At 47.9% G+C, this 13,396-nt stretch carries 13 protein-coding genes; 6 read left to right on the top strand and 7 right to left on the bottom strand.

What is annotated here, in order from left to right; all coding sequences use genetic code 11:
- Nucleotides 1-36: 36 nt before the first annotated feature.
- A complete protein-coding gene (locus ACYVGO_RS35520) occupies nucleotides 37-1,365 on the bottom strand; it encodes a hypothetical protein (protein ID WP_460973428.1) in 1,329 nt (442 codons plus the stop codon).
- 258 nt (nucleotides 1,366-1,623) lie between these two features.
- Between ACYVGO_RS35520 and ACYVGO_RS35525 the strand changes: the two genes are divergently transcribed.
- The 5 genes from ACYVGO_RS35525 (at nucleotide 1,624) to ACYVGO_RS35545 (ending at nucleotide 5,950) form a co-directional block, all read left to right on the top strand.
- On the top strand, nucleotides 1,624-3,474 hold the full coding sequence (locus ACYVGO_RS35525; RefSeq protein ID WP_460973429.1) for an ABC transporter ATP-binding protein: 1,851 nt from the start codon (nucleotides 1,624-1,626) through the stop codon (nucleotides 3,472-3,474).
- A gap of 62 nt (nucleotides 3,475-3,536) precedes the next feature.
- Entirely contained in the window at nucleotides 3,537-3,791 is a 255-nt protein-coding gene (locus ACYVGO_RS35530) for a type II toxin-antitoxin system Phd/YefM family antitoxin (RefSeq protein ID WP_142775238.1), read from the top strand.
- A 2-nt stretch (nucleotides 3,792-3,793) separates the two neighbouring features.
- Nucleotides 3,794-4,048: a Txe/YoeB family addiction module toxin gene (locus ACYVGO_RS35535; protein WP_142775237.1), complete on the top strand. Its 255-nt coding sequence runs from the start codon at nucleotides 3,794-3,796 to the stop codon at nucleotides 4,046-4,048.
- A gap of 61 nt (nucleotides 4,049-4,109) precedes the next feature.
- Complete coding sequence (locus ACYVGO_RS35540; RefSeq protein WP_460973430.1) at nucleotides 4,110-4,715, top strand: hypothetical protein; 606 nt, start codon at nucleotides 4,110-4,112, stop codon at nucleotides 4,713-4,715.
- Nucleotides 4,716-4,753: 38 nt separating this feature from the next.
- Complete coding sequence (locus ACYVGO_RS35545) at nucleotides 4,754-5,950, top strand: OmpA family protein (RefSeq protein WP_460973431.1); 1,197 nt, start codon at nucleotides 4,754-4,756, stop codon at nucleotides 5,948-5,950.
- Nucleotides 5,951-6,070: 120 nt separating this feature from the next.
- Here the strand turns inward: ACYVGO_RS35545 and ACYVGO_RS35550 are convergent, their stop codons facing one another.
- Both ACYVGO_RS35550 and ACYVGO_RS35555 read right to left on the bottom strand, forming a co-directional pair.
- A complete protein-coding gene (locus ACYVGO_RS35550; RefSeq protein ID WP_460973432.1) occupies nucleotides 6,071-7,465 on the bottom strand; it encodes a Gfo/Idh/MocA family protein in 1,395 nt (464 codons plus the stop codon).
- Nucleotides 7,466-7,520: 55 nt separating this feature from the next.
- Entirely contained in the window at nucleotides 7,521-8,330 is an 810-nt protein-coding gene (locus ACYVGO_RS35555; protein ID WP_460973433.1) for an NIPSNAP family protein, read from the bottom strand.
- A gap of 250 nt (nucleotides 8,331-8,580) precedes the next feature.
- Between ACYVGO_RS35555 and ACYVGO_RS35560 the strand changes: the two genes are divergently transcribed.
- The gene (locus ACYVGO_RS35560) at nucleotides 8,581-9,543 is read left to right on the top strand and encodes an alpha-E domain-containing protein (RefSeq protein WP_460973434.1); all 963 of its coding nucleotides are present in this window, start codon (nucleotides 8,581-8,583) and stop codon (nucleotides 9,541-9,543) included.
- Between the two features lie 77 nt (nucleotides 9,544-9,620).
- On the opposite strand, the gene ACYVGO_RS35565 is transcribed toward ACYVGO_RS35560, so the two are convergent.
- The 4 genes from ACYVGO_RS35565 to ACYVGO_RS35580 all read right to left on the bottom strand — a co-directional run bounded on the left by ACYVGO_RS35565 (nucleotide 9,621) and on the right by ACYVGO_RS35580 (nucleotide 13,268).
- Nucleotides 9,621-10,394, bottom strand: a complete 774-nt coding sequence (locus ACYVGO_RS35565) for a hypothetical protein (RefSeq protein WP_460973435.1) — start codon at nucleotides 10,392-10,394, stop codon at nucleotides 9,621-9,623.
- Nucleotides 10,395-10,494: 100 nt separating this feature from the next.
- Nucleotides 10,495-12,510: a 1,4-alpha-glucan branching protein GlgB gene (gene glgB, locus ACYVGO_RS35570; RefSeq protein ID WP_460973436.1), complete on the bottom strand. Its 2,016-nt coding sequence runs from the start codon at nucleotides 12,508-12,510 to the stop codon at nucleotides 10,495-10,497.
- Nucleotides 12,511-12,592: 82 nt separating this feature from the next.
- A complete protein-coding gene (locus ACYVGO_RS35575) occupies nucleotides 12,593-13,093 on the bottom strand; it encodes a DUF6169 family protein (protein ID WP_460973437.1) in 501 nt (166 codons plus the stop codon).
- Nucleotides 13,068-13,268, bottom strand: coding sequence for a hypothetical protein (locus ACYVGO_RS35580; protein WP_460973438.1), 201 nt, complete (start codon nucleotides 13,266-13,268; stop codon nucleotides 13,068-13,070). The genes ACYVGO_RS35575 and ACYVGO_RS35580 overlap by 26 nt, the downstream gene beginning before the upstream one ends.
- Nucleotides 13,269-13,396: the final 128 nt, after the last annotated feature.

The following is a 13,396-nucleotide window of genomic DNA, read 5'->3' on the forward strand; positions in this document are numbered from 1 at the left end:
TGGAAAGCAGCATCCAATTCCGAAGGATAGAATACCTTATTGGCAAATCTGATACATAGCCGAATCATCTTTCAGCCAGGTGGGTCTTACGTTGGTAAGGTCGGCCACACAGATAAATTGAATAGTAGTGTTGTTGCACGACAGCCATTGTAGCAATGGATTTTTTCTCAGGTCCAGGCTAGTCAGGTTCGTATTGGAGCAATACAATTCGGTTAAGGCCGTATTCTTGCCGACATCCAGACTGGTGAGCTTATTAATGGAACAATACAGATTGGTCAATTTAATATTCTTACTGAGATCCAGATTGGCCAATTTGTTGCCACCGCAATTCAGAACGCTTAAGGCTACATTCTTGCTGAGATCCAGATTGAGCAGGTTGTTGGACGAACAAACCAATTTCGTCAGGGCTATATTCTTGCTTAGGCTCAGACTGTCTACGTTGTTGTTTTTACAATCCAGCTCCTGTAGGGCTGTATTCTTGCTGATATCTAGCGCGGTGAGGTAATTGTTATCACAATATAAATGAGTGAGGGCCGTATTTCTGCTAATATCCAGACGGGGCAATTGGCTAGCCGAACAAGCTAAATGAGTGAGGATTTTATTAGCGCTTAGATCCAGCTTGATTAGGTTGTTTGCAGAGCAGTACAATTCGGTTAATACTAGATTCTTACTGAGATCCAGACTTGTCAGATTGGCGTTTTTGCAGTCTAAATAGATGAGTTGGGTGTTCGTCTGGAGGGCGAGGCCCGTTAAGTTATTGTTGGCGCAGGCTAAGAAATTCAGCGCGACATTCTTACTCACGTCCAAACTGGTCAACTTATTGGCATTGCCATATACTAGAGTGAGAGACGTATTTTTCGTGACATCCAGGCTGGCTAAGTTGTTTGCTGAGCAGTCTAAATGAGTAAGTTTTGTATTGTTACTGATATCCAGACCGGTTAATTCGTTTTCGCTGCAACCCAAACGGTTTAGAGCGGTCAACTTGCTGATATCCAGTGTTGTCAGATTGTTGTTATTGCATTCCAGAGTCGTTAGCGCTGTGTTATTGCTCAGATCGACACTAGTCAGGTTATTCCGGGAGCAATCCAGGCTGGTTATATGGCTAAATGATTTCAGGCCCTCTAAACTGCTTATCCCTTTGTTATACAGATTCAGACTGGTTACCCGCTGAGCGCTGGCGAACAGCACCTTTCCGTCCTGTTTAGTATCTATTTTCAGGTCGATCAGTGCTTGTTCGAAGGCGGCATCAGGTATCTCTACCGAAAAATTAGCGTCTTCAGGAGTAGGTTCGTCTGTTTTTTTGCAGGATATAGCTATAAAACTCAGTAGTACTAGAAGGGATAATAAGAGAAATCGTGCATTCATAAAAAGAGGACCAAGTACACAGTGGCGTAGTGGTTTTTGTAGTAAAATCTACCCAAGTTGTGACTTAGACGAAGATGTGGCTGAAAAGTGACTATATCGGCAAGTTGATATAGTTTTAACGTAGGAGGCAGTGCTAATGATTGGTGATGAAGAATAGGTTATTTTCAAGCTACTAGGGAACTGATTGGTAGCAATGCAATCGCATTTAGAAAGCAAAGCCAGATGAACTAATCCCGCACTGGGCTTGTCTTTTTAGATATGGCAAAATCTGAAATTCCACGCCCTAAACCCGCTGATACTAAGGACGAAGTAAGCTGGCGCGAACGCTTCGCGGCATTGGGTAACCTGCCCGCATTTTTTAAACTTGTTTGGGGAGTATCACCAGCTTTATTTCTCGGTAATGCGGCTCTACGGCTTATTCGGGCCGCTATTCCGGCGGCTACACTCTACGTTGGTAAGCTTATCATTGATCAGGTTGTTGCGCTTTCAAAACATACGTCTACCGATGATACGCAGTATATCTGGTGGTTGGTTGGGGCGGAATTTGGGCTGGCTATTCTTTCTACGGCACTAGGCCGGGCAGTGGCCCTAATGGACAGTTTGCTGGGCGATCTGTTCGCTAATCAAACCTCCATTCGCTTGATGGAACACGCGGCTACGCTCGATCTGGAACAGTTTGAAGATGCTACCTTCTACGATAAACTCGAACGCGCCCGACGCCAGACGACTGGCCGGACGGTGCTGCTCTCCGGCGTGTTTGGGCAGGTACAGGAGTTGATTTCGGTGGGTTTCCTGGCGGCTGGACTGGCGGTCTACAATCCATGGTTGTTATTACTGATTCTGGTCGCGGTTACGCCTTCGTTTATTGGCGACAACTACTTCAATCAACGTAGTTATTCCTTATCGCGCTCCTGGACACCCGAACGTCGGGAACTCGATTACCTTCGGTACATCGGTGCCAGTGATGAAACGGCCAAAGAGGTGAAAATTTTCGGCTTATCCGGGTTCCTGATCGACCGATTCAAGGAGTTGTCGTGGGGCTATTATCTGAAAAATCGGGCGCTGGCCATCAGTCGGGCAGGTTGGGGCACTTTACTCACGGCTTTGGGAACAGCAGGCTATTACGGGGCTTACGTCTGGATTGTGTTGCGCGCCGTTAAGGGTCAGATAACGCTTGGCGATCTAACGTTTCTGGCCGGTTCGTTTCGGCAGGTAAGGGGTTCACTGGAAGGTATTCTGCTTCAATTCAGCAGCCTCACGCAGGAAGCGATCTATTTGCAGGATTTGTTCGATTACTTCGCCATCAAGCCGCTGATTCACTCACCCAAAACAGTACGCGCCTTTCCAAATCCGATTCGGGAAGGTTTTGTATTCGAGAACGTTGGATTCAAATACACAAACTCCGAACGATGGGCGTTGCGGAATCTGTCGTTCACACTTCAGGCAGGCGAAAAACTGGCCCTTGTTGGCGAAAACGGAGCTGGTAAAACCACACTTGTCAAACTCCTGGCTAGACTTTATGATCCTGCCGAGGGGCGGATACTCCTCGATGGCTACGACCTTCGCGAATATGATCTGATGGAGCTTCGGCGCAACATTGGCGTCATATTTCAGGATTATACCCGCTTTAAAATGTCGGCGGGGGTGAATATTGCTGTGGGTGATATTGACGAACGGACCAACCAACCCCGTATCGAAACCTCAGCCCAACGCAGCCTGGCCGATACGGTGATTGCTAAACTGGCTGGGGGCTATGATCAGCAATTAGGGCGCTCGTTTGGCAAAGGTGTCGAACTATCGGGGGGCGAGTGGCAGAAAGTCGCGCTGGGCCGGGCTTACATGCGGGATGCTCAGCTCATCATCCTCGACGAACCCACGGCGGCTCTCGATGCCCGCGCTGAGTACGAAGTTTTCCAGCGTTTTGGTAAACTGACGGACGGAAAATCATCAGTAATTATCTCACACCGATTCAGCACCGTACGCATGGCTGATCGAATTCTGGTTTTGGAAAATGGCACCCTGCTTGAAATTGGTAGCCATTACGAATTACTCGAAAAAGATGGCCGTTATGCCGAGTTGTTTGGTTTGCAGGCGCGGGGGTATCAGTAAGGAGCGACTAGTTGAAGTTGTCGAAATAAGTACGTAAAATTGTACATAATAGATTGTTATTTATGCAAGTTGTCAACTATACGGAGTTTAGGCGTTCCATGAAGGCTAAGCTCGATCAGGTTAGCGATGATGGTGATACGGTCATCATCAATCGAAGTGAAAACAAAAATGTTGTATTGATTTCTCTAAGAGAGTATAATTCGCTGAAAGAAACGCTTCAATTGCTAAGTTCAGAAAAGAACCGAAATCGACTGATGAATGCGGTTGATCGGGCAAATCGGGGCGAGTTTGAATCTCATGGCCTGATCGAAGAATAACGATGAATTTATCGTGGGATAAAGATGCCTGGGAAGACTATATCTATTGGCAACAGACAGATAAGACTGTACTCCGACGTATTAATGAACTCATTAAGGAATGTCTGCGGACGCCTTTTGAAGGTAAAGGAAAGCCAGAGCCATTAAAAGAAAATCTATCAGGCTTCTGGTCACGCCGAATTACTGACGAGCATCGACTCGTTTATCGGGCTGAAGCTGAACGACTGCATATTATACAATGCCGATTTCATTACTGATCAATGTGGGTGCGCTGTTGCTGTTTAGCCTCGCGCCATCAATCCTAAATTACTTTCAACCATGAAAATTACCCTTCTTACGATCCTTGCTGTACAGGGAACACTAGTGTTAGCCCAAACGCCCACCATACCGGCTCCCGATGTCCAGATAAAAACAGCTGTTCTGGCCGCTCCGGCCGACAAGCGGGACGGAGCCACGATTTATGGGTATTCGCCTAAAAATGAATTTGTTGTGTTGCGTAAAGGCACCAACGAGCTTGTGTGCTTAGCCGATGATCCTGCCCAGAAAGGGCTAAGTGTGTCCTGCTATCACCGCGATCTGGACCCATTTATGGAGCGGGGGCGAATCCTGAAAAAAGAGGGTAAAAAGCCTGCCGAGATTTTGGCGATGCGCGAGCAGGAAGTGAAAGACAAGAAGTTAATGATGCCAACGCACCCATCGACTTTGTTCTCTTATACTGCGAAAGACGGCGACTTCGATGCCACCACCGGCGAGGTGAAGGATGGTTACCTGCGTTATGTGGTATACATTCCCTACGCGACTGCCGAAAGTACGGGGCTACCCCTAAAGCCCGAAGCGCCCGGTATGCCTTGGATTATGGACCCCGGTACGCATAGAGCGCACATCATGATCAACCCGCCGGTATCGACCACCGCGCATCATTGAGCTAGAGGTTGAGTGGTGGGTAATTAAACAGGCAACGGATGTTTCTCCCAAATGGAAAAATAGTGTTGGCAACAGTAGTCTGTTTACTGTTTGCTGAATCCGGTATGGCCCAAAGTAGGGAAGTCGATTATTCACGTATCAAAGCCTCGCCCAGTGTTAGGCCAGTAACAGCTCTTCGTGCTGACTCTGGGCGCAATGCCAAACCCAGCATTCTGACGGTCAAAGCTTTTGCCGTTGACATTAGTAAGCCTATGACGTCAGCTGTTGCCCAAATAACTTCCAGAGCAACGGGCAAAACGCAGCAGTTTGCGCTGGCAAACGGGCGTCTGGAACGTGTGTTTAACACGCCCGATGTGCTGGCTATTGAGGTAAGTGGCGAGGGGTATACAACCGTTTTTCGAAGTATGACGATTGCTGTATCGTCGGCGGGTAATCGGTATGAATTTGATGCCCAGTTAGACCCGGCTCCTATTAAACTAACCGTTTGGGCAGTTGATAGTCGGACCAACAAAGTGATCCATGATGCCCATTTCACGATCTCAGGCAAAGCTGGCAGGACAACGCTTTTGTTAACGCCCGATTCAACGACCGGTCTGGTTAAAACGGACCTGCCGGGTAGGGGAATCTACCAGTTGACTAGTTCGGCTACGGGCTATGGTGATTTTACAAAGTCCATCAGGCTGGATAGTGTGCAAAGTGAAGCACGCGTGATGTTGACGCCCAAAAAAGCACCCGATGTCGCCCAGGCCCAGGCACTCCCCGAAGCGGTGGTTAAATCGGCGAAGACGACCTACGTAGAAACCCCGGCTGCCAAACCCGCGTTAAAGGTGCCTGTTCTCCCCAGCAACGTACAGATGCCAGCCGTTACAAATAGGCCGTTTGGTCCGATTGAAAAGGGGAAAGCCATCCCGCTTAAGAACATCTATTTCGACCAAAGTAGCCCTGTTCTACGACCCGAATCCAACGCCGAGCTGGATCAACTGGCGGAGGTGCTGAACGCAAACCCGTCCATGCAAATCGAACTACGTGGGCATACCGATAACCAGGGCGATTTCGATCTAAACGTAAAACTCTCCCGCGACCGATGTCAGGCAGTTATCGACTACCTGGTTAACAAAGGCATCGCCAAAAGTCGACTGAAAGCCGTTGGCCGCGGCCCCATCGATTCTATTGCACCCAATACTAACGAAGAGAACCGGAAGAAGAATAGACGAGTGGAGTTTGTGGTCATCTGAACCGGGATTGAACTGATTTTAGGATTAAAGTTGATTTTGCGTTACGCTTCTTTGAAGCGAATCTTTTAAAGCAAAATCAACTTTAATCCTAAAATCAGTTCAATCCCGGTTCAGACAGGATTAGGCAGCTTTAGGCTCCTCGCTCCGAAACGCGTCTTTCTTATCGACTGCAGCTAATTTTACCGGCTTTCCATCGCGTGCCGATTGGTAAATAGCTTCCATGATTTTCTGGTCCTGAAGTCCTTCTTCGCCGGGCGTAAACGGTTTTTTATTCTCCAAAATACATTCCGAAAAGTGATCCATCTCGGTAGCGAAATGGTCTTTATCGGCAATGTTGTGCTGAATGATCTGGTTTTCGGTACCCTGAGCCTGACTTGTTTCCAGTTTTAGGCCTGTGTAAGGAAAGGCAGGGTCCATTTTAATCCAGCCTGTGTCGGCCAGCACTCGGTAACTCTTATCGTCATGATGACCGTAGCTAGTTGCACAACTGGCCTGTATACCACTTGGGAACTTCATAAGCCAGTTTACCTGCTCTTCCACTTCCTTGAAACGGGGGTCATTGGGCGTGCTGTGCACATAGCCCATAACTTCCGAGGGTTCTTCGGCCAGCACAAACCGGATTGTGTTCAGGCAGTACAGGCCAACATCGGGTAAGGAGCCACCTCCGGCCAGCGCTTTATTAAACCGCCAGTGTTTCGGGTTGTCGGAGTTTTGGCCATTGTTGGCGATGATGCTTTTTACTTTGCCAAACTGTTCTTTCTGAACCATGTCGCGAACCATCTTATTATGGGGCTCGTACTGAATCCGGTAAGCAATCATGAGCTTACGGTCTGCTTTTTTACAGGCATCGATCATAGCCTGACATTCGGCTACTGAGTTGGCCATCGGTTTTTCGCACAGAATATGCTTACCGGCCTCCGCTCCCCGAATCGTGTATTCGGCATGCATGCCGTTGGGAAGCACGATATAAATGGCCTGTACCTCTTTGTTGTCGCGTAGTTTGTCGTAGTCGGCATAGCTGTAGCAGCTCTCTTTTTTGATGCCATACTGCGTGGCTACTTTCTGCATTTTTTCGGGACTACCACTCACCAGCGCTACAACTTTCGATTTTGTACAAGCCCCGAAAGCGGGCAAAATCTGATTTAGCGTCAGGTGACCCAGTCCAACGAGTGCGTAGCCAACGCGCTTATCTTCGGACATTGGGGTAGGCGTAGGGCCTTCCTGCTGTTCTGTTTTGGCTTTAATCTGCTCCAGTTCAATGGGTTTGCTGGAGTCGGCGGGGACTGTAGCTGGCGGGGAGGTCGCGGGGAGTTTTGGAACAGGGCCGCTGGGTGTACTGGCTGTTGAGGAAGCTGAGTTGGTGGCTTCGGGTTTCTTTTCGCACGATGCGAGGGTGCTGCCTAATGCGCCAACGGCCAAACCACGCCCTGTAAGTTGAAGAAAATCCTGTCGCGATAATGTAGACTGCACAGGGTTTTCGAGTAAGGTAGTAACTAAACGATCAATCGGTTTCATAACGTTGTTTGTTTACGTTATGAAACCGATTGATAAATTGGGTTGTTTGCCCGAGTTATTTAATTGGCGAATAATCGGTTGGTTTCATGTAGATCGACTCGACTTTAGTTGTCAACGAACCACCAGCTTCTTTTTCAGATGCATCTTTAACCGCAATCCACTTTGGATCTTTACGAAATTCTTCGAAATGTGCTTTCCCCTCGGCCTCGCTGGGATGGGCCAGAATATAAACCAGCTTAGGTTGTACGGCCGGATCTTTTTCCTGCGTAACCCAGTATGCTACATTCGTCATGCCGTGTTTGCTAAAAAGCTTGATCGTATGATCGCGGAAACGCGAGAGCAGATTAGGCAATTTGCCAGGCGTGCATGTATAGGTGCGTAATTCAAACGTTCGTTCGGGCGATTTCTGACTTAATTTAAGCTTTGGCGATATGTCGGCTTCGGTCATGAAAATCTGATCGACATGATCGACTAGTTTACCATTTGCTTCGGTTTTAGCTACCACTGCTTTCCACTCGGGATCACTACCGAAGGCTTTCCAGGAAGCATCGCGTGCTTCGCGACTGGGGTAGGCCAGAATGTAGATTAGTTCTTTGTTGGTGGTATCGGTGGGGGTCCAGTAGCCGATATTTTCCATCCCATGTTTCTCGAAAATCTTGGTAGTGTACTGCCGGAAGCGATCTACAATTTCGGCATATTTACCCGGCGTTGGGTGGTAAATCCGGACTTCGTAGAATTTAGTGCTCGGAGCGGTTTGGATTGATCTGGCCGAACCTGATTTGGGCTGATTGGGCTTTGGCATTGCAAGTAAGGACGTGCTGAGGAGCAGACCAACGGTGAGTATTGAATACAGTTTATAAGTCATGTTGTTGCGTAACTAAGAAATAAAGATGTTCCTGTCTGTATAAGGGATAAGGAAGGCATTTCTAACCTCTTAGTGTATCTTAGAAGCTAATTTTTATATAGTCTACCCTAAGTTTGTTACTAAAGCAAAATCGAATTTTAAGCAATGATTGTTTTGTGATTAAGTCTTAGTAGACGATATTGTCTTGTTGAGCCAGCGAAAATCCCTATTTTTGTTGGTAATCCACCGTTTTATACCAACTTTATACGTTATGCTGAGCCGCGTTGCCAACTCTGTTTACTGGATGCATCGCTACATTGAGCGGGCCGAAAACTATGCCCGGTTCATGAGTGTGAACTTCAATCTTGCCCTCGACCTGCCCCCCAATGTTGATCAACAGTGGGAGCCATTGCTCATTGCAACCGCTGATATTGACCTATTTAGGGAACATTACAAGCAGCCTACGCGTGAGAATGTTATTCAGTTCATGACCTTCGATAAGCGTAATCCGAATTCTATTGTGGCCTGTCTGAGTTATGCCCGCGAGAACGCCCGGACTATTCGTGAAATTATTTCCAAAGAGATGTGGGAGCATCTGAACCAGTTTTATCTGATGGTGCGCGATACATCGCCCAAACAGCAGTGGGAAGAGGTTCAGACCCAGCATTTTTTTACGGAAATTCGAAATAGCATTCAGCTTTTTTATGGGATTATCGACGCAACGATTACCCGTAATGAGGCCTGGCATTTTGGCCGACTAGGCCGGTTTCTGGAGCGGGCTGATAAAACCTCCCGTTTTCTGGATGTGAAATATTTTACGCTGTTACCCGAAGTTGAATTGGTTGGGTCTACCATCGACTTAATGATTTGGTCGGCGGTGCTGAAATCGGTGAGTGCGTATAATATGCACCGCCAGCAGTATCGAGCCTTGACACCTTCCAGTATTGTGGAATTTCTGATTCTGGACAAGATGTTCCCTCGGGCTGTTGCGCATTGCATTCGCCAGGCTGAGTTGTCGCTTTACGAAATTTCGGGGAACAACATTACACAAGGCTTTGGAAACTCAGCCGAACGGGCACTCTCCAAACTTCGGACCGAAATCGAGTTCACGGAAACCGCCGATATCTTCAAAGCAGGTCTGCATCAATACCTCGATAATTTTCAGACACGCACTAATGAAGCCGCAGTCGCCGTTTTTGAAACTTATTTCGATTTGAAGCCGATAGAAGTGTAAAATATCAATGAGTGAAAAAGCGAAAGAGTTAATAAGCCGTCTGTGTTATTTACTCATTAACTCTTTCGCTCTTTCACTCATTGAAATATCGGAAACGTGAGCGCCAGATACGCCATTCCAGCCCGGTGGCGGAAACGTTTGTTGTCTGCAATTACGTTCCGGTTGGCTGCGGTGGTTTCGGTAGTAAGCCATTGGTAACCTAGCTTCACGCCAACCCGTTGGTTTAGCCGAATACGCACATACACCTCCGTGGCGATGGTTCCAATGTCATTATCGCCAAGTAGGCGTACATTGAAATGGCTGGGGGATGTTTGCTGAAAGACATTATTCCCCTGAAAATAAACATTGATCGAATCTTGACCTGAGGCCGATCGTAGCGCATACTGCCCTGTTGATGATTTATAGCGACCCGTCCGTGATTTGCCGATAGTCAGTCCCACTAAATCGGCACTGGCTCCCAATACAACACGCCCCAAATTAATCTGCGCCCGAATCCCAACATTGAGCGACGTCATGGACACATAATCGTATCGAACGGTATCGATGTTGTTAACAAGCAAAGGGGCACCGAGTGCACCAAAGCCTGTTTTGCCGCGTGTCAGGCGAGCTGGAGCCGTGTAATAATTGAGATTGTCGCCGTAAAATGCCCCTAATCGCATAGTCCAGCCGAGGGAGAACAACTTACGCTCACCAATGGTGAGCAACTGGAAGTAAGTGAGTGATGGGTTGTAGTGACCTGTTGAATAGGCCATGCCCACATCATACCCACTACTTAACCGAGTAGCAACAGGAGATTGGGCAAAGCTGTTGACAGAAACTACGAGTAAAAGACCCACAAGTATTTTCTTCATGCAGACAAATCAGGCTGTTAGATCTGGAAAATGATAGTGGAGTGTTGGAGTAAGCGCAGTTAATAACCGCTTCACGTACCCCACCACTCCACCGATTTCACTACTTCACTATTTTCAAGACGACAGCTCCCAAAGGAGGTACATTCACCTGAATTGACTGTGAACGACCGTGCCATGTTGCCTCTTCGCTCGCTATAGGAGAGGTATTGGCAACTCCGCTACCGTAAAATTCAGTGGCATCACTATTAAACACCTCCTGGTAGGAACCCGCCGAAGGCACGCCAATGCGGTAATTGGAGCGTGGAATGGGGGTCATATTCAACACAATAAGCAGGCTATCTTCTGGATTGTTGCCGTTCCGGCAATAGGTGACTACGGTATTTTCGCGGTCGGTGGTATCAATCCATTCAAAGCCATCAGGGCTGAAGCTCCTTTCGTATAGCGCGGGTTCAGATTTATAGAGTTTATTTAACGCTTTTACGCAGGCGGCCATGCCTTTGTGAGGACCATGCTCCAGCAGATGCCAGTCGAGGCTGGTATCGAACTTCCATTCGGATGTTTGCCCAAATTCGCCACCCATAAACAATAGTTTGGTGCCGGAGTGTGTAAACATGTAGGAAAACAACAGCCTCAGGTTCGCAAACCGCTGCCACTCATCACCGGGCATTTTACCTACCAGCGACTGCTTGCCATATACCACTTCATCGTGCGAGAGAGGCAACATGAAGTTTTCGGTGAAGGCGTATATCGTGCTGAATGTCAGCTCATCCTGGTGGTATTTGCGGAAAGCCGGGTCGCGCTCGAAATACCGGAGCGTATCGTTCATCCAGCCCATCATCCACTTCATCCCGAAGCCTAATCCGCCCGTGTAAACCGGTCTTGATACACCCGGAAAAGCAGTTGATTCTTCGGCAATAGTTTGGGTATCCGGGAATTCTTTATAAACGGCCTCGTTCAATTCTTTAATGAGCGAAATAACGTCCAGGTTTTCGCGGCCTCCAAACACATTCGGCTCCCATTCACCCGCATTGCGGGAATAATCTAAATAGAGCATCGATGCAACCGCATCCACACGGAGTCCGTCGGCATGGCAGCGGTCGAGCCAAAACAGCCCGTTACTGAGCAGGAACGAGCGTACCTCTGGTCGGCCGTAATTGAAGACATAGCTTTTCCAATCGGGGTGATAGCCTTTCCGCATGTCGGGGTGTTCGTACAGGTGTGAGCCATCGAACTCGTATAGGCCATGTGCATCGCCGGGGAAGTGAGAGGGAACCCAGTCCAGAAATACACCAATGCCTGCCTGGTGCAATCGTTCAACGAGTTGCATAAAATCCTGTGGCGTACCAAAGCGGCTGCTAGGTGCATAGTAACCCGTAATCTGGTACCCCCAGGAGGGTGCATAGGGATACTGCATAATGGGCATGAACTCAACGTGCGTAAAGCCCATGTCCTGTACATACGGCACCAGCGCGTCGGCAATTTCATTGTAGCTCAACTCGCGTTCGGGGTTGCTGGGGTCACGTCGCCAGGAGGATAAGTGCATCTCATAAACCGAGATAGGGGCATTGAGGGCGTTTTTAGTATGGCGGTTAGCCATCCACTCCTGGTCGTTCCACTCGTAATAGGTATCCCATACAACAGAAGCCGTTTTAGGTGGAACCTCCCACCAATGGGCGTATGGGTCCCCTTTTTCCAGCTCTCGCCCGCTTTCGTGAACGATGAAGTATTTATAGGTTTCGCCCTTGCCAATGTGCGGGATGAACCCTTCCCAAATACCCGACGAATCCCACCGAACATTTAAGGAATGACTGCCTTTATCCCAACCATTGAAGTTGCCAATAACGGCCACATAACGGGCCGAAGGAGCCCATACGGCGAAGTAGGTGCCTATAACACCATTGTGTTCAACAACGTGTGACCCAAATTTTTCATAGAGCCGCTGGTGTTTCCCGGCCCGAAATAGATGAATATCGAAATCAGTGAAGCGGGAATAAGGGCCGTCAGTATGTGTTGGCGTTTCGGCTGGAGCCGATTCTGCGATTACTGGTTCAGAGGTGGTGGGCTGTGTCGACGGGTCGGGCTGAGCCGGGGGCGTAGTCGTTTTTCGTTTTGCCATAGGTTAAAAGGGTAGTACGCTCGTTGTAGAACGCGATAGGAGCCGGAAAGTTAGAAAAAAAGCGGGATGGTCAAAGAGGGTATTATTTTTCGCCGGAAACCGTTCGCTTGAACGACTCATAGATAGGCATGAAATGTGGATTGTCAAACCGGGAAATTAGCTCAACTGAATAAGCCATACCGTCTTCGTCGATACCAAGGGGTACGTTAAGTTTGACAAAGATTTCGGTTTTGTATCGACCGAACCAGCGATCGAATAATTTTCGGCGTGAATCGGCTTTAGAGTCCGAATCATCGCAAATATAAATGACGACCCGTTCGTGAGCTTTAAAGAAATCCGCCACGATTGATCGAATCGTGGCGGACATAAGTGCGTCTACGGGCGGTAACTTCGGGGCGTATGGATTGTCGGCCAGAACAATGACCATTTCAAAGACAAGAGCCTCAAATTCTGGATTATCGACCAAATACCCACTAGGCTTGAATTTTACTTCATAGCCTGCACCAAAGCGGGTTTCAAAAAGGTAAATCGATAGTGGACCACCAAAAAAAGTAAAATTATAACTCGATAATGGTTGTTCCACGTTCTGTATTGCGACGTTTTAATTCTTCAAATGCAGCTATGATTGCTGGATCGGTATGAAAATTTTCAATCATTTCCTGCTGTTCTTGCCGCTTCCGGGCCATCCAGGCACGGGCAAATTCGAGCCGATGTTGGGCTCGCGCTTGTTCATCAGGAGTAAGCGTTTCAGTATTCATGGCGTTTCCTGTCTATATGCCAAATGTAACGTTTTTTGATAAACTGATGTTCCTGCCGCTTTTATCACAGGTTAAACGCATTAAAATAGTGGCATTTTGTCCTAGTTCAGATCTTTGTGACATGAACT

It is taken from the genome of Spirosoma migulaei (genome assembly GCF_054776855.1).

Coding starts and splice junctions, on each gene's coding strand:
- ACYVGO_RS35530 (WP_142775238.1), top strand. CDS start 3,537: ATGCAAGTTGTCAACTATACGGAGTTTAGGCGTTCCATGAAGGCTAAG.
- ACYVGO_RS35555 (WP_460973433.1), bottom strand. CDS start 8,330: ATGACTTATAAACTGTATTCAATACTCACCGTTGGTCTGCTCCTCAGC.
- ACYVGO_RS35545 (WP_460973431.1), top strand. CDS start 4,754: ATGTTTCTCCCAAATGGAAAAATAGTGTTGGCAACAGTAGTCTGTTTA.
- ACYVGO_RS35535 (WP_142775237.1), top strand. CDS start 3,794: ATGAATTTATCGTGGGATAAAGATGCCTGGGAAGACTATATCTATTGG.
- ACYVGO_RS35525 (WP_460973429.1), top strand. CDS start 1,624: ATGGCAAAATCTGAAATTCCACGCCCTAAACCCGCTGATACTAAGGAC.
- ACYVGO_RS35580 (WP_460973438.1), bottom strand. CDS start 13,268: ATGAATACTGAAACGCTTACTCCTGATGAACAAGCGCGAGCCCAACAT.
- ACYVGO_RS35550 (WP_460973432.1), bottom strand. CDS start 7,465: ATGAAACCGATTGATCGTTTAGTTACTACCTTACTCGAAAACCCTGTG.
- ACYVGO_RS35520 (WP_460973428.1), bottom strand. CDS start 1,365: ATGAATGCACGATTTCTCTTATTATCCCTTCTAGTACTACTGAGTTTT.
- ACYVGO_RS35560 (WP_460973434.1), top strand. CDS start 8,581: ATGCTGAGCCGCGTTGCCAACTCTGTTTACTGGATGCATCGCTACATT.
- glgB (WP_460973436.1), bottom strand. CDS start 12,510: ATGGCAAAACGAAAAACGACTACGCCCCCGGCTCAGCCCGACCCGTCG.
- ACYVGO_RS35565 (WP_460973435.1), bottom strand. CDS start 10,394: ATGAAGAAAATACTTGTGGGTCTTTTACTCGTAGTTTCTGTCAACAGC.
- ACYVGO_RS35540 (WP_460973430.1), top strand. CDS start 4,110: ATGAAAATTACCCTTCTTACGATCCTTGCTGTACAGGGAACACTAGTG.